Source organism: Variovorax sp. P4_B11, from assembly GCF_056402355.1.
The window spans coordinates 88,529-103,221 of sequence record NZ_JBFUHO010000011.1; the positions used below are offsets into that span (position 1 = coordinate 88,529).

General features: G+C 69.9%; 16 protein-coding genes. 8 read left to right on the forward strand and 8 right to left on the reverse strand.

Annotated elements, in window-relative coordinates:
* Nucleotides 1–182 precede the first annotated feature (182 nt).
* The 4 genes from AC1DYD_RS13140 to AC1DYD_RS13155 all read left to right on the forward strand — a co-directional run bounded on the left by AC1DYD_RS13140 (nucleotide 183) and on the right by AC1DYD_RS13155 (nucleotide 2,623).
* Entirely contained in the window at nucleotides 183–830 is a 648-nt protein-coding gene (locus tag AC1DYD_RS13140) for a dihydrofolate reductase family protein (protein ID WP_478173176.1), read from the forward strand.
* A gap of 28 nt (nucleotides 831–858) precedes the next feature.
* Complete coding sequence (locus AC1DYD_RS13145) at nucleotides 859–1,437, forward strand: putative pterin-binding protein (protein ID WP_478173177.1); 579 nt, start codon at nucleotides 859–861, stop codon at nucleotides 1,435–1,437.
* Between the two features lie 67 nt (nucleotides 1,438–1,504).
* The gene (locus tag AC1DYD_RS13150; protein WP_478173178.1) at nucleotides 1,505–2,113 is read left to right on the forward strand and encodes a DUF4337 domain-containing protein; all 609 of its coding nucleotides are present in this window, start codon (nucleotides 1,505–1,507) and stop codon (nucleotides 2,111–2,113) included.
* A 36-nt stretch (nucleotides 2,114–2,149) separates the two neighbouring features.
* Nucleotides 2,150–2,623, forward strand: coding sequence for a glycerate kinase (locus AC1DYD_RS13155; RefSeq protein ID WP_478173179.1), 474 nt, complete (start codon nucleotides 2,150–2,152; stop codon nucleotides 2,621–2,623).
* A gap of 7 nt (nucleotides 2,624–2,630) precedes the next feature.
* On the opposite strand, the gene AC1DYD_RS13160 is transcribed toward AC1DYD_RS13155, so the two are convergent.
* Nucleotides 2,631–3,623 carry a recombination-associated protein RdgC gene (locus AC1DYD_RS13160; protein WP_478173180.1) on the reverse strand — a complete coding sequence of 331 codons (993 nt, stop codon included), beginning with the start codon at nucleotides 3,621–3,623 and terminating at the stop codon, nucleotides 2,631–2,633.
* Between the two features lie 117 nt (nucleotides 3,624–3,740).
* Here AC1DYD_RS13160 and AC1DYD_RS13165 point away from each other — a divergent pair, with 117 nt between their 5' ends.
* From AC1DYD_RS13165 to AC1DYD_RS13175, 3 genes are read left to right on the forward strand one after another with little or no spacing between them, the layout of a single operon-like run.
* Nucleotides 3,741–4,679: a branched-chain amino acid transaminase gene (locus AC1DYD_RS13165; protein ID WP_478173181.1), complete on the forward strand. Its 939-nt coding sequence runs from the start codon at nucleotides 3,741–3,743 to the stop codon at nucleotides 4,677–4,679.
* 5 nt (nucleotides 4,680–4,684) lie between these two features.
* The gene (locus AC1DYD_RS13170) at nucleotides 4,685–4,897 is read left to right on the forward strand and encodes a zinc-finger domain-containing protein (RefSeq protein WP_478107436.1); all 213 of its coding nucleotides are present in this window, start codon (nucleotides 4,685–4,687) and stop codon (nucleotides 4,895–4,897) included.
* A 16-nt stretch (nucleotides 4,898–4,913) separates the two neighbouring features.
* Entirely contained in the window at nucleotides 4,914–5,258 is a 345-nt protein-coding gene (locus AC1DYD_RS13175) for a hypothetical protein (protein WP_478173182.1), read from the forward strand.
* A 17-nt stretch (nucleotides 5,259–5,275) separates the two neighbouring features.
* Here AC1DYD_RS13175 and AC1DYD_RS13180 read toward each other — a convergent pair whose 3' ends face one another.
* The 7 genes from AC1DYD_RS13180 to AC1DYD_RS13210 all read right to left on the reverse strand — a co-directional run bounded on the left by AC1DYD_RS13180 (nucleotide 5,276) and on the right by AC1DYD_RS13210 (nucleotide 12,840).
* A complete protein-coding gene (locus tag AC1DYD_RS13180) occupies nucleotides 5,276–5,677 on the reverse strand; it encodes a cupin domain-containing protein (protein WP_478173183.1) in 402 nt (133 codons plus the stop codon).
* 44 nt (nucleotides 5,678–5,721) lie between these two features.
* Nucleotides 5,722–6,975, reverse strand: coding sequence for an O-antigen ligase family protein (locus tag AC1DYD_RS13185; RefSeq protein WP_478173184.1), 1,254 nt, complete (start codon nucleotides 6,973–6,975; stop codon nucleotides 5,722–5,724).
* 34 nt (nucleotides 6,976–7,009) lie between these two features.
* Complete coding sequence (locus tag AC1DYD_RS13190) at nucleotides 7,010–8,197, reverse strand: HAMP domain-containing sensor histidine kinase (protein ID WP_478173185.1); 1,188 nt, start codon at nucleotides 8,195–8,197, stop codon at nucleotides 7,010–7,012.
* 169 nt (nucleotides 8,198–8,366) lie between these two features.
* Nucleotides 8,367–9,080 (reverse strand): response regulator, encoded by a 714-nt coding sequence (locus AC1DYD_RS13195; protein WP_478173186.1) that lies wholly within the window; start codon nucleotides 9,078–9,080, stop codon nucleotides 8,367–8,369.
* 159 nt (nucleotides 9,081–9,239) lie between these two features.
* The gene (locus AC1DYD_RS13200) at nucleotides 9,240–10,073 is read right to left on the reverse strand and encodes a beta-ketoacyl synthase chain length factor (RefSeq protein WP_478173187.1); all 834 of its coding nucleotides are present in this window, start codon (nucleotides 10,071–10,073) and stop codon (nucleotides 9,240–9,242) included.
* Between the two features lie 58 nt (nucleotides 10,074–10,131).
* Nucleotides 10,132–11,325: a beta-ketoacyl-[acyl-carrier-protein] synthase family protein gene (locus tag AC1DYD_RS13205; RefSeq protein WP_478173188.1), complete on the reverse strand. Its 1,194-nt coding sequence runs from the start codon at nucleotides 11,323–11,325 to the stop codon at nucleotides 10,132–10,134.
* 108 nt (nucleotides 11,326–11,433) lie between these two features.
* On the reverse strand, nucleotides 11,434–12,840 hold the full coding sequence (locus AC1DYD_RS13210) for an AmpG family muropeptide MFS transporter (RefSeq protein ID WP_478173189.1): 1,407 nt from the start codon (nucleotides 12,838–12,840) through the stop codon (nucleotides 11,434–11,436).
* 109 nt (nucleotides 12,841–12,949) lie between these two features.
* Between AC1DYD_RS13210 and atzF the strand changes: the two genes are divergently transcribed.
* Nucleotides 12,950–14,674: an allophanate hydrolase gene (gene atzF, locus AC1DYD_RS13215; protein ID WP_478173190.1), complete on the forward strand. Its 1,725-nt coding sequence runs from the start codon at nucleotides 12,950–12,952 to the stop codon at nucleotides 14,672–14,674.
* Nucleotides 14,675–14,693: the final 19 nt, after the last annotated feature.

Consider the following 14,693-nt stretch of genomic DNA (forward strand, 5'->3'; position numbering starts at 1 on the left):
AAGGTGTCAAGCAACAACCGTGCCGGGCGCTCGGAGGGCTTTCGGCTCGGAATCAGGCTCGATCGGTCGGCAAGGGAGGGCGCGGCGCGCCGTTGTGGCGCATGGGTCGCCGGATTGGTGCGGCGCGCCAGGCGCCGGCAATGGAAAATGGGTCTCCGCCTGCTGAAGTTCAAGGAACCCCCATGCCCAGACTCCGCGTCCAGAGTTTCGCCATCTCCCTCGACGGCTACGGCGCCGGCCCGGGCCAGGACCTGCAGAACCCGCTCGGCCTGCGCGGCCCCGAGTTGATGGAGTGGTTCTTTCCCACCCGCCTGTGGCGCCGGATGCAGGGCGAGGCCGATGGCGAGCACGGCATCGACAACCGCATCGCGGAGCAGGGCTTCGACGGCATCGGCGCGTGGATCCTCGGGCGCAACATGTTCGGCCCGGTGCGCGGACCCTGGCCGGACGACAGCTGGAAGGGCTGGTGGGGCGACGAGCCGCCGTATCACACGCCGGTGTTCGTGCTCACGCACCATGCGCGCGCGCCGCTCGCGATGGCCGGCGGCACGGAGTTCCGCTTCGTCACCGAAGGCATCCACGCGGCGCTGGCGCAGGCGAAGGCCGCGGCGGGCGGCCTCGATGTTCGCCTCGGCGGCGGCGTGTCCACGGTGCGGCAGTACCTGAGCGCGGGGCTGATCGACGAGCTGCACCTGGCCGTGCGGCCCGTGCTGCTCGGGGCCGGGGAGCCGCTCTTCCAGGGTCTCGACCTGCCTGCCTTGGGCTACACGTGCGCGGAGAGCGTCGCCGGCGAGCGGGCCACGCATGTGTTCCTGCGCAAACGGGCCTGAGGCGCGCCCATCCCCCCACAATCGCCCGATGAACAAACGACGCTTTCTCGGTACCGCAACCCTTGCCGGGCTGCTGCCTGCCACGCGCGCCCTCGCGGCCGACCCGGTCCCGAAGGGCCCGGGTCTGCTGACCGTCAGCGGGGGGGTCGGCAAGACCAACCGCGGTCCGGTCGATCCCTCGCTCGATCAGTTGATGACCAAGCACGGCGTCAAGTTCGACAAGGCGTACGTGCTCGACGCCGAAGCCCTGCGCCGCCTGCCGGTCGTCCGCATCAAGGCGACGCTCGAGTACGACGCCAGGATGCATGCGCTTTCCGGCCCGTTGCTCAGCAGCGTGCTGGAGTCGGTGGGCGTGGCCGGCGATGCGATGCTCGGCCTTCGTGCCGTGGACGGCTATGTCGTGCCGCTGCGCATGGCCGATGCACGCAGCTTCCGCATGATCGTCGCCACCGAGATGGACGGCGTGCCGCTCGCGCTCGGCGGGCTGGGCCCGCAGTGGGCCATCTACGAAGCCGACACGCTCGCGGCCTTCAAGGACAAGCCGCTCAAGGAGCGCTTCGCGCTGTGCCCCTGGGGGCTGTACAGCATCGAGGTCTCGCGCGGCTGACAGGACCCCGCTTCAGGCTGGGCATACTTGCGCCGCGCCCATTTATTCAATTGATTCGGAGACCCCTATGTCAGGAAGCGGCTTTCACGTGCATGGCCCGCACGATCACGAGCTCGAGCACGCCGGTTCGCACGAGACCCACCATTCGGACGCCGGTGACGGCACCAGCCGCAAGAGCATGACCAGCCAGATCGCGGTGTGCACCGCGGTCATCGCCACGGTCGGGGCGATCTTCGCTTACATGGGCGGGCTGACCCAGGCCAACGCGGGCCTCTACAAGAACAACGCGGGCATCAAGAAGACCGAGGCCTCGAACCAGTGGAATTTCTACCAGGCCAAGAGCACGAAGCAGTCGCTCGCGGAGTTCGCCCGAGACATGGCTTCGGACGAGCGAAAGCCGTCCTGGCAGGACAAGGCCGCCCGCTATGACAAGGAGAAGGCGGAGATCCTGCTGGTCGCCCAGCAGCTCGAGAAGGACGCCCTCGACTGGGACGAGAAGTCCGAGCAGCAGATGCACCAGCATCATCGCTGGGCGCAGGCGACCACCGCGCTCCAGGTGTCGATCGCACTGGCCGCCATGGCGCTGCTCACACGCAAGAAGTGGCTGGAGTGGGGCATGCTCGGTGTCGCTTCGCTGGGGGTCATCGTCGGCGCACTGGCGGCGCTGCACATCTGACATGCCGCTACCCCGCCCGGGCGACAATCCCCGTCCATGAATCTCAGCAAAATCTTCGTTCCCGTCGGCGGCCTGGTGCTGCTCGGCGTGGCCTATCGCAGTTATGGCTGGGCCGGCGTGGCGCTGGTCGGCGGCGCCATCGTCATGTTCCTGCTGATGCACTTCAACCGCACGATGCAGGTGCTCAAGCGCGCGGCCGACCGGCCGGTCGGCACGGTGGCCAGCGCGGTGATGCTCAACGCCAAGCTCAAGCCCAAGGCCACCCTGCTGCACGTGATCGCGATGACCCGCGCGCTCGGCGAGCAGCGTTCGCCCAAGGACGAACAGCCCGAGGTCTTCCGCTGGACCGATGCCGGCGGCTCGTGGGTCGATTGCACCTTCGTGGGCGGCAAGCTCGCCGAGTGGAAGCTGACCCGGCCCGAGGTGGTCGAGGACGAGGCCATTGCCGAGGCGCCCAGCGCCGATGCAGTCAAGCCCGGTGCGGCGGACGCGCTGCGGCCGCCGGTCTGAACAAGGCCTAGAACGGCGCCGATTCGTCTTCCAGCGCCGCTTCGGCCTCGGCCCTGGGCGCCGCCGAGGCCGCAGGCGCTGCATCCGCCGCCGCCGTCCCCAGCTTCATCTCCCCGCCCAGCGCTTCCAGCAGCTCGGGCACCAGCTGGCCCAGCTCGCCGGTCGCGATCGCCGCGTTGGCGTCGAAGTCGTCTTCCTTGCCCGAGGCCGGAGCGTCGTCCAGCGTGCCTTCGAGGAACACGATCTTGCGCAGCTGCAGCCCCTCGGTCAGCTCGAAGGAGACGCGGTCGTCCCAGGTCATCGCGAGCCGGGTCGGGCGCTTGCCGGCGGCGATGTGCTCGCGCACCTCGTCGATGTCCAGCGGGTGCTTGGCGTAGCGCACCACGGCCTTCGATTCGTCGGTGGCCTTGAGCTCGCATTCGCGGTCGATCGTGAAGCCGGCAGGCGGTTCCTGGCTCGACAGCCACTCGGACATCGCCGCCGCCGGCTCGACCTGCGAGTTGACCAGCGCCACCGCGAAGCCGTCGAGCGACTTGACGAGGCTGGTGACCACTTCGTCGGCGCGCGAGGCATTGCTCGAGTTCACCACCAGTCGGCGGGCCTTCGGGTCGATCCAGACCGCCACCCGCGCATGGCGTGTGAAGGCCAGCGGCAGCAGCTCGTGGGTGACGTCTTCCTTGAGTTCCTTCTTTTCCTTCTTGCCGGGCTTGCGGCCGGTGCTGGCCTCGATCTGCGCGGCGCGCTCCTCGACCTTGCGGCGCACGACGGAGGCGGGCAGGGTCTTGGTCTCGATCATGTAGTCGAGCAGCCACTGGCCGGCGACGGATTCGGCCAGCGGGCCGTGCGCCTGGCCACGGGGCTCGGCCCAGCCGGCGGATTTCTCCTGCGACGGGCTGCAGGGGACGAAGCGCTGCGTGGCCAGCCCTTGCTCGACCTGGTCGAGCGACTGCGACCAGGTGGCTTCGATGCGGTAGACGATGACGTTCTTGAAGACGGACACTGAAATCCTTTTCTCTGGCGGGTTGGCAAAACCGGCCATTGTCGGTCCGACGCATCCGGCCCGCGGCCGTAAAATCGAAAGCTTTTGCGACATACCCCCCGGTTGAAGGACAAAGACATGAGCGCACTGCCCCCCGCACTGGACGACCGTGACGGCAAGATCTGGATGGACGGCGAACTCGTGGACTGGCGCGAAGCCAAGATCCACGTGCTGAGCCACACGCTGCACTACGGCTGCGGTGTCTTCGAGGGCGTGCGCGCCTACAACACGGTCAACGGCACCGCGATCTTCCGGCTGGCCGAGCACACCGAGCGGCTGTTCAACAGCGCCAAGATCCTGCGCATGAAGATCCCGTTCAGCCAGGAGCAGGTCAACGAGGCCCAGAAACAGGTGGTACGCGAGAACAAGCTCGACAGCTGCTACCTGCGCCCGCTGGTCTGGATCGGCTCCGAGAAGCTTGGCGTCAGCCCCAAGGGCAACAGGATCCACGCCATGGTCGCGGCCTGGGCCTGGGGCGCCTACCTGGGCGAAGAGGGCATGAAGCGCGGCATCCGCGTCAAGACCTCGAGCTACACGCGCCATCACGTCAACATCACGATGACGCAGGCGAAGGCGGTCAGCAACTACAGCAACTCGATCCTGGCCAACATGGAGGCGCTCGACGACGGCTACGACGAGGCGCTGCTGCTCGACGCCAGCGGCTTCGTCTCCGAAGGCGCGGGCGAGAACATCTTCGTGGTCAAGGGCGGCGTGGTCTACACGCCCGACCTGTCGGCCGGCGCGCTCAACGGCATCACGCGCAACACCGTCCTGCAGATCTGCAGGGACCTCGGCATCGAGGTGGTGCAGAAGCGCATCACGCGCGACGAGGTCTACATCGCCGAGGAAGCCTTCTTCACCGGCACCGCGGCCGAAGTCACGCCGATCCGCGAACTCGACCGCGTCGAGATCGGCATCGGCTCGCGCGGCCCGGTCACCGAGAAGATCCAGAGCGCCTTCTTCGACATCGTGAACGGCCGCAATCCCAAGTACGCCCACTGGCTCACCAAGGTCTGAAGACGATGTCCACCCCCAAGAGCACCATCGAACTCCTCGCCAAGGACCTGAACGACCAGGGCGGCGTGTTCTGCCCCAATCCCAAGGCCGACATGCAGCTCTGGAGCGCCCACCCCAAGGTCTACCTCGATGTCGCCCGCACCGGCGAGGCCAAGTGTCCGTACTGCGGCACGGTCTACAGGCTCAAGGCCGGCGAGGCGGCGGGCCACCACCACTGAGCCTTCCGGGGTTCCCGTGCGCGACTTGTACCTTGTCAACGTCAAGGTGGGACGGGGCTCGAACGGCACCCTGCCGTCGACCCTTGCCGGCGCCTATGTGTCGGCCTATGCCACGGCGACGGATCCCGAGTCCGCCACGCGGCTCGCGGTCAGGAAGCTGAGCTCGAAGGGCTTCGAGTTCCTGGCCACCCAGGGACCGGTCAGCCGGCTCGACCCGCGGGAATGGTCGCGCCACGTCGCGCAGTCGTGGCCCGAATTCATCGGCGAGCTTCCGACGCAGGACGAGATCGCTGCCGGTCTCGAGCGCGAGATGGTGTTCTTCGGCCCGTTCGTGGGCTATGAGCGGGGGCGCGAGGGCTGAGCTGGGGCCGCTGGACGCTATGCGTCGTTGACGGTCTCGTGTTCAGCCGGCATGAGGATCTCGAGGAGCTCGCAGTCGTCCGACCAGCCGACGACCGTGTGGCGAATGCCGGGCGGCTGGACCCAGCACGACCCGGCGACCAGCCGCTGCGGTCCCACGCCCTCGAAGTCGGTCTCGAACCAGCCCTTGAGGCAATAGACAAGCTGGAATTGCACATCGTGGTGATGTCGTACGCTGAGTTCGGTGCGGAACGGCGCAATCATGCGGATCACATGGGCCTTGGCCAAGCCGTTGGTCGCAGCCGCGACGCCCAGATCGCGGTAGGACGAGTAGGCTCGCAAGCCCCCGGTCTTGAAGTCGGCCTCGTTCCAGTGGCTGATCACGAAGCGCTGCGGTGCGGCACGAGACGGGTGTTCCATCCGATTCTCCGAAATGATCGTCAGACCGTAATCTGATCTTCAATTCAGAGCGACGCAAGTGCTCCGGCCGGTGCAGCCCCATTCCACCGCGGCGGCAGCAGCCCGCGCCAGGACTCTCCCGGCTCCTGCGCCAGCCGCAGGTAGACCATCGCGACCCACAGCAGCGCCAGACCGATCTGCGCATCGCGCAGGGCCGAGTTGACGCTGGTGGCGATCAGCATGATCAGCGTCGCGACGAAGGCCTGGCGCCCGGCCAGGTCGTCGCGGCGCCAGGCGATCCAGACCGCGACCAGCATGATCACCAGCAGGCTCAGCGCGCCCGGAACTCCGCTTTGCGCGCCCATCCACAGGAAGTCGTTGTGGGGCATGTTCTTGTAGTCGAGCAGCTTGGGCCCGCGCAGGTGCCACTGCTCGGTCCAGCCGCCGATGCCCCAGCCGGTGAGGGGCCGGTCGATGATCATGCGGGCCGTGTCGCGGTACATGTAGTAGCGCACGACCCAGCTGGCTTCGGAAATCTCGCCGGCCTGCGCGGCCTCGATCTCCTGGATGCCGACCGCGAACTTCTGCTGCACCACCGGCGTGTTCCACAGGGCGCCGATGCCGATCGCGCCGACGACCATCAGCACCAGCGCCAGCACCTTGAGCTGCCGCCGCCACTGGTGCACGCAGGCGGCCGGGATCACCAGCAGCAGGGCCAGCAGCGAGGTGCGCGAAGGCAGGGTGAAGGTGATGATCACCATCACCGCCGGCACCAGCGCGAAGGCCGCGGCGGCGCGCCAGGGCCGATGCGCGACCAGCGCCTTGAGCCCGTACACCGCGGCCGTGGCGGCCATGATCGTGAACAGCAGCGCATTGCTGATCGACTTGTTGCCGACCAGGATCAGCACGCCGCGCCAGGGCTCCAGCATCGGGAAACCGACGGTGTAGTAGAGCGCGATCATCACGATGTTCACGAGCCCGGTGATCCAGAAGCCGCGCACGGCCCAGATCGCCTCCTCGCGCGTGAGCGCCAGCGCCATCAGCACGGTGGCCGCGATGCGCAGCCCGTGCACCAGGTTCGACGCGGTCTCGGGGTAGTGGGGTCCGGTCGCCAGGATGACCAGGGTCCAGACCACGTAGGCCACCACCGGCCACCACATCGGGTTGCGGCGCAGCCGGACTGCCCGCTCGCGCCAGCCGCCGGCGACCAGCAGCGCGACCATCAGCAGCAGGGCCGAGAGGTAGGTCACGCCGACCGGCATGAACACCGTCAGACCCCAGAACATGGCCGCGGGCCGAACGATGTGCGATCTCTGCATAGGGGCGGATTTTAGGAGGCCGCCCGAGGCGGCCTCAGTGCGGCAACGAAATGACGAAACTGGCGCCGCCGCCTGGGCGATCCTCGCAGCGCACGCTGCCGCCGTGGCGCTCGGTGATCGATTTCACCAGCGCCAGGCCGAGCCCGACGCCGCCGTGGCGCTCGCTGGCGCCCGGCAGCCGGTAGAAGGGCTCGAAGATGCGTTCGCGCTGCGCCGCCGGCACGCCCGGGCCGCGGTCGTTGACCCGGATCTCGGCCTGGCCGGCATGGCTGCCGATCTGCAGGTTGATCTCGCCGGCACCGTAGCGGCCGGCGTTCTCGAGCAGGTTGCGGATGGCGCGGCGCAGCAGGCGCGGCACGCCGCGCACCGTGAGGGCGTTGCTGTCGGTGCCTTCCCGGACTTCGAGGTCGGCATCGACGCGGGCGCACTCCTCGGCCGCGAGGCCGGTCAGGTCGACGGCCTCGATCGTGCCCATGTCGGCTTCCTTGGCGTCGAGCCGGCTGGCCAGCAGGATCTCGTCGATCAGCTGGTCCAGCTCGGCGATGTTGCGCGAGATTTCCTCGCGTGCCGCCGGGTTGGGCCGCTCGCCCATCAGCTCGAGGCTCATGCGGATGCGCGTCAACGGCGAGCGCAGCTCGTGCGACGCATTGGCCAACAACGACTTGTGCGAACGCACCAGCTGCTCGATGCGGGCCGCCGCGGCATTGAAGCCGTTGGAGAGGTCGGCCACCTCGTCCTGGCCTTCCTCGGCCACGCGCACCGACAGGTCGCCCTCGCCCCAGCGCTGCACGCCGCGCTGCAGCACTTCGAGCCGCTTGGTGAGCCGGCGAACGATCGGGTAGACGCCCAGTGCCACGATGACGCCGACCAGCGCCACCATCCAGCCGAGCCCGAAGGGGGTGCGCCACGGCGACATCGGCGGCGGGCCGCCGGGGAAACGCTCGCGCGGCGCCACCCGCAGCGTGATCGCCCGGCCGTCGCCCAGCGTGACGTCGAACTCCAGGCCCTGGCCCGGCACGCGCAGCGCCTTGCCGGCGCCGATCGGCTTGTCGTCCGAATCGAGCACCACGACCTCGCGCGGCACCGGCGCCAGCCGTTCGCGCTCGCTCTCGGCGGCCTCGCGCACGATCCAGTTGGCCGTGAGCGTGAGGATGAAGACGCCGGCCACCACCGCCAGCCAGATGCGGACGTAGAGGTGCCGGCGGTAGAGTTTGAGGAGCATGTCAGTCCGCCGCCGGGCCGCCCCAAGGCGGACKSGGCCCCCTCGGGGGGCAGCGAGTCCACGAAGTGAGGAGCGTGGGGGCCATGTCCGCCGCCGGGCCGCCCCAAGGCGGACGCGGCCCCCTCGGGGGGCAGCGAGTMCACGAAGTGAGGAGCGTGGGGGCCATCTTCTAGTCTTGCTGCTTGGCGAAGACGTAGCCGACGCCGCGCACCGTGAGGATGCGCTTCGGGTTCTTGGCGTCGACCTCGATGGCGGCGCGGATGCGGCCCATGTGGACGTCGATCGAGCGGTCGAAGGCCTCGAGCTCGCGGCCGCGCACGGCTTCCATGATCTGGTCGCGCGTGAGCACGCGCCCGGCGCGCTCGGCCATCGCGACCAGCAGGTCGAACTGGTAGGAGGTGAGGTCGGCAGGCTCGCCGCCGACCGTGACGCAGCGCGCATTGCGGTCGATGTCCAGCGAGCCGAAGCGCATCACGGCGGGCCCCTCGGCCTCGCCGGCGGTCTCGCCGCGGCGGCGCAGCACGGCGCGGATGCGCGCCAGCAATTCGCGCGGCTCGAAGGGCTTGGGCAGGTAGTCGTCGGCGCCGATCTCGAGGCCGATGATGCGGTCCATCGGGTCGCCCTTGGCGGTGAGCATGAGCACCGACACCTTGGCGAGCCCGTTGGGCAGCGCGCGGATCCGGCGGCAGATGTCGAGGCCGTCGGTGTCGGGCAGCATCAGGTCGAGGATCACGAGGTCGGGCGAGCGCTGCTGCAGCATCGCGAGCCCGCTGGCGCCGTCGGCCGCGTGCGCGAAGCCGAAACCCGATTGCGTCAGGTACTCGCCCACCATCTGCGCCAGGCGGATGTCGTCTTCGATCATCAGGAGTTGCGGAGTGCTCATCGGTGTGTCTGCGTGCGGCGTGCCACGGTGGTTGTGCTCAGGGCCCGAGCTTCCTCCCGCGCGGTCGCGCAGGGTTGAACGCTTCGTAAAGATGGGTAAACCTTGGTGACGGGGCGCGCAGCAGCGGCTGCCGGCGTGGCGGCGGGCCTCCGTCGGTCCTCAGCCTTGCGCTTCGAGCTGCACGTCGGGCTGCAGCTGCAGCTGCAGCGACAGCGTGGCCGAGAGCGGGAGACTCAGCGACTCCGGTTCGCCGCGCGCCAGCGCCTCGAACAGCGGCAGGGCATCGGCCATCGCGTTGACCTCCAGCGCGCGGGCCGCCTCGGAGCGGGCGCGCGTGGCCGGCGGGGCGCCGTCCGCCAGCGTCCATTCGAAGGCGGCCACGGTGCGGGCGGTGCGCGTGGGCGACAGCACCAGGGCCACGGCCAGCATCTCGCGGCTGGTGGTGACCGAGGCCAGCGCGCCGACCGCCGGCATGTCGTAGCCGGCCAGCAGCACGGCGCGCTGGTCGGCGGCGCACTGCGCGGCCGCTTCCAGCAGGCCGGATGCGAAGCTGCTCTCGTAGGCCGCGAGCGAGTTGCTGGCCGCCATGCAGCCGGTGCCGATGGTCCAGTAGCCGACCGCGGCGTTGTGCACCGAGTTGTGGAACTTGATCGGCGACAGCAGCAGCGGGTCGGTGGCCAGCGTGCCGCACATGTAGTCGTTGATGCCGAGGTCGCCGTGCGCCGAAGCGAAGACGCAGGGCAGGTCGGCGCCATTGCGGCCGGAAGCGGCCACGGCCGCGGCCGCCACTTCGAGCGCCAATGCCACCGTGTCGGGTGCGCGCCGGCGTTCGGCCGGCGCCAGCAGCTGGGGCGAGGGCCGCTTGGCCGGCGGGTCGGCTGGCGCGGCCTCGCCGCGGAAGACCGCGCTGGCGGTCTCCCAGCCCGGCAGCGTCGCCGACCAGAAGGCCGGTCCTTCGATGTAGAGGGTGGGGGTCTTGGGGGCGGTGCTCATTGGGGTACCTTCGTGCTTCGCACTGCGGTGCGAGCGCCTTCGGGCGGCCGGGCGGCGCTCATGCTGCGGCTCCCTTGCCGAAGACCAGCGAGCAGTTGTTGCCGCCGAATCCGAACGAATTGCTCAGCGCGTAGCGCACCTCGCCGCGCGCGGGCCGCAGCTGGATCTGCGGGCCGCACCCGGCATCGAGCGTGGTGGTGTTGACGTTGCCCGGCTTCAGGCCGGTCTCGATCGCCAGCAGGCTGATCACGGCCTCGACGATGCCGGCCGCGCCCAGCGTGTGGCCGGTGAAGCCCTTGGTCGAGCTGGCGTGCGTGGTGTCGGGGAAGCGCCGCGCCACCATCGCGCCTTCGACTTCGTCGTTCTTGGTGCTGGCGGTGCCGTGCATGTTGATGTAGTCGATGGCGTCGGCGCCGAGGCCGGCGCGGGCCAGTGCGTCGTCGAGCGCCTTCTCGGCGCCCAGGCCCTGGGGGTGCGGGGTGGACATGTGGTGGGCGTCGCTGGCCTCGCCGTAGCCCAGCAGCTCGAGCGGGCCGCGGCCGCGTTCGACCAGCGCGAAGCCCGCCGCTTCGCCGAGGCTGATGCCGTTGCGGGCGGCATCGAAGGGCCGGCAAGGCTCGGGCGACACCAGTTCGAGCGAGTTGAAGCCGAACAGCACGCTGCCGCACAGCGTGTCGACGCCGCCCACCACGGCCGCATCGACCAGGCCGAGGCGGATCAGCCGTTCGGCCGAGGCGAACACCTTGGCGCTCGACGAGCAGGCCGTGGAGATGGTCTCGGCCGGGCCTTCGAGGCCCAGCGCCTGTTGCACGAAGAGGGCGAGCGAATGCGGCGTGTGCACCTTCGGGCGCTGCTGGTCGGCCGGGAAGGCGCCATCGACCAGCTGGGTGTAGGCATCCTCGGTCTCGCCGATGCTGGAGGTCGAGGTGCCGAGGATCAGCGCGATGCGGGTCGGGCCGTAGCGCTTGCGCGCGGCGGCGACCGCTTCCATGAAGCCGTCGGCCTGCAGGCCCAGCCAGGCCAGCCGGTTGTTGCGGCAATCCCAGGGCGCGAGTTCCTCGGGCAGCCGGAGCGACTCGAGGCCGTCGACACGGCCGATCCAGGTTGGCAGCGGCGAGGCGCCGAAGTTGTTGGCGCGCAGGCCGCTGCGCGATTGTTCGAGCGCGTCGCTGAGGGCGGCCTTGCCCACACCGACGGCCGAGGTCGCGGTGTAGGCGCTGATCTGCAGGGGGGGAATGCGTGAAGGTGTCACGTTGGGCAGGGTGAGATGTCTAAAACACGACAGCCTACCAGTTGGGCGATACCCTTCGGGTCGGCCGAAGCCGCGACCTTGCGGCCCCGAACGCGCAGGGCAGGGCGCTCAGGTGGGCTTGCGCGGCCGCGGCGAGCCTGGCGCGGCCTCCTGCGCGGGTGCCGGGCCGGTGGCCTTGCCGTTGCCGTTGCCGTTCCCGGCCGCCCGCGACGCCAGCGCCACCAGCAGCAGCACCGGCACCCCCAGCACCGCGGTGCCGATGAAGAAGGCGCTGTAGCCGAAGTTGTCCACGAAGACGCCGGAATAGCCGGCGATGAACTTCGGCAGCAGCAGCATCAGCGAGCTGAACAGCGCGTACTGGGTGGCCGAATAGTTGATGTTGGTCAGGCTCGACAGGTAGGCGATGAATGCCGCCGAGGCGATGCCGCCGGCCAGGTTGTCGGCCGACACCACCAGCACCAGCGCCGAAAGGTCGTGCCCGCGCGAGGCCAGGCCGGCGAACAGCAGGTTGCTGGCGGCGCTGAGCACCGCGCCGAGCATCAGCACCCGCATCACGCCCAGCTTCATCGACAGCACGCCGCCGACGAAGGCGCCGGCCAGCGTCATCACCACGCCGTAGATCTTGCTGACCGTGGCGACCTCGTCCTTGGTGAAGCCCATGTCGACATAGAAGGGGTTGGCCATGATGCCCATCACCACGTCGCTGATGCGGTAGACCGCGATCAGCGACAGGATCAGCACCGCCTGCCAGCGGTAGCGGCGGATGAAGTCGGCGAAGGGCTCGACCAGCACGCTTTGCAGCCATTCGCGGGCCCCCCGGGGCTGCGGCAGCGTGACGCGCACCGGTTCGGGCGACAGCAGCACCGTCAGGATGCCGATCGCCATCGAGCCCGCCATCACCAGGTAGGCGGTCTTCCAGGCGCCGTTCTGGTAGCCGGCGACACCGGGCAGTTCGGCCCAGGCGGCGACCCACAGCACGCCGGCCCCGGCCCAGATCATCGCCAGGCGATAACCGGTCTGGTAGCAGGCGGCCAGCGCGGCCTGCTTGCGGGTGGCAGCCGACTCGATGCGGAAGGCGTCCAGCGCGATGTCCTGTGTCGCCGAGCCGAAGGCCACCAGCAGCGCGCACCAGACCAGCGGCGGCAGGCCGTCGCGCGGATCGTTGAAGGCCATGCCGGCCAGCCCGGCGATCACCGCCATCTGGGCCAGCAGCAGCCAGCCGCGGCGGCGGCCGAGCAGGGTGGTCAGCGGCGGCACCGGCAGGCGGTCGACCAGCGGCGCCCAGACCCATTTGAAGCCATAGGCGAGGCCGACCCAGCTCAGGAAGCCGATGGTGGATCGGTCGATGCCGGCCTCGCGCAGGCGGAAGCTCAGCGTGCCCAGCACCAGCAGCAGCGGCAGGCCGGCCGAGAAGCCGAGCGCCAGCATGCGCAGCGAGGCGGGTTCGAGATAGACCTTGAGCGCGTCGCGCCAGGGCAGGGACGGGGGGGCTTCGGCAGCCTGCGGTGCGGACATTCGGTGCGGGAGGTTGAGGCCCTGCATTATTCCCGCATGCGCCACCGATGCCGGCGGCGCAGCTGGCACATCCTTTGCAAGGCATCTTGTACACAAGACAGGATGCTTGATGATGGTGCATGAACAGGTAGAGCGTCCGGGCGATGCCAAGCCACAGTTGGAAGGCCGGGCCGCCGCGGCGTGGATCACGCGGCTCGCGGCGCCCCTGGCCGGTGCCGCAGCCGGGCCGCTGGCCGGCCTGGGCTTCGCCGCCAAGGACAACATCGACGTCGCCGGCGTGCCCACCACGGCGGCCTGTCCCGCCTTCGCCCGGACGCCCGCGGCGCACGCCCACGTGGTGCAGCGTCTGCTCGATGCCGGTGCGGCGCTGCTGGGCAAGACCAACCTCGACCAGTTCGCCTGCGGACTGAACGGCACCCGCTCCCCTTATGGCGCGGTGCCCAACAGCTTCGATCCGCGCTACGTGTCGGGTGGCTCGAGCTCGGGTTCGGCTTATGTGGTGGCGACTGCGCAGGCCGACTTCGCGCTCGGCACCGACACCGCGGGCTCGGGCCGGGTGCCGGCCGGGCTCAACAACATCGTCGGCATCAAGCCCTCGCGCGGGCTGCTGAGCGCGCGCGGCGTGGTGCCGGCGGCGCAGAGCGTCGACTGCGTCTCGATCTTCGCGCGCACGGTCGCGGTCGCGGCCCGCGTGCTGCACGCGGCGATGGGCTACGACCCGGAGGACCCCTACGGCCGCAAGCTGGCGCTCGCGACCCGGCCGCTGCCCGCGGCCTTCCGCTTCGGCCTGCCTTCGGCGTTGAACTTCTTCGGCGACGCGCAGTCGCAGGCCGCCTTCGAGCGCGCGATCGAGCAGCTGCGCGCCCTGGGCGGCACGCCGGTCGAGATCGACTACGCGCCGCTCGCCAATGCAGCCGCGCTGCTCTACGACAGTGCGCTGGTCGCCGAACGCTACGCCGCGGTGCGCGCGTTCTTCGACGCCCACGAAGCCGAGGTGGTGGCGCCGGTGCGCGGCATCCTGGCGCAGGGCCGCGGCTACAGCGCCGCCGACTTCGTCGATGCCCGCACCCGGCTGCACGCGCTGGGCCAGCGCGCCGCCGCGATGTGGAGCGACATCGACGTGCTGCTGGTGCCCACCGCGCCGGCCCACTACACGATCGAGGCGATGCAGGCCGATCCGGTGGCGCTCAACCGCAACCTTGGCGAGTACACGAACTTCGTGAACCTGCTCGACTACGCGGCGATCTCGGTGCCCGCCAGCCTGCGCGCCGACGGGCTGCCCTTCGGCATCACGCTGATCGGCCGTGCCGGCAGCGACTTCCAGCTGGCCGAGCTTGGCCAGCGCTTCCACCATGCCACCGGGCTGCCGCTCGGCGCCACGCGCGAGCCGCTGCCCCCGCTGCAAGACCTGCCGCTGATCGCCGCGGTGCCGACGGTCCAGGTCGCGGTGGTCGGCGCCCACTTGTCGGGCATGCCGCTGAACGGCCAGCTGACCGAGCGCGGCGCCCGCCTGATCGCCGCCACGCACACCGCGCCGGACTACCGGCTCTATGCGCTGCCAGGCACTGTGCCGCCCAAGCCCGGGCTGCTGCGCGTGGCCGCCGGCGAGGGCGCGGCGATCGCGCTCGAGATATGGGAAATGCCGACGACGCACTACGGCAGCTTCGTCGCCCTGATCCCGGCGCCGCTGGGCATTGGCAGCCTGCTGCTGGCCGACGGCCGCAGCGTGCAGGGCTTCCTCTGCGAGGCGCTGGCGGTGGCCGGCGCCGACGACATCACCGGGCTCGGCGGCTGGCGCGCCTACATCGCCGCGCGCAGCGCCGCCGCGAACTGATTCCTCCTCTTCACCTTCA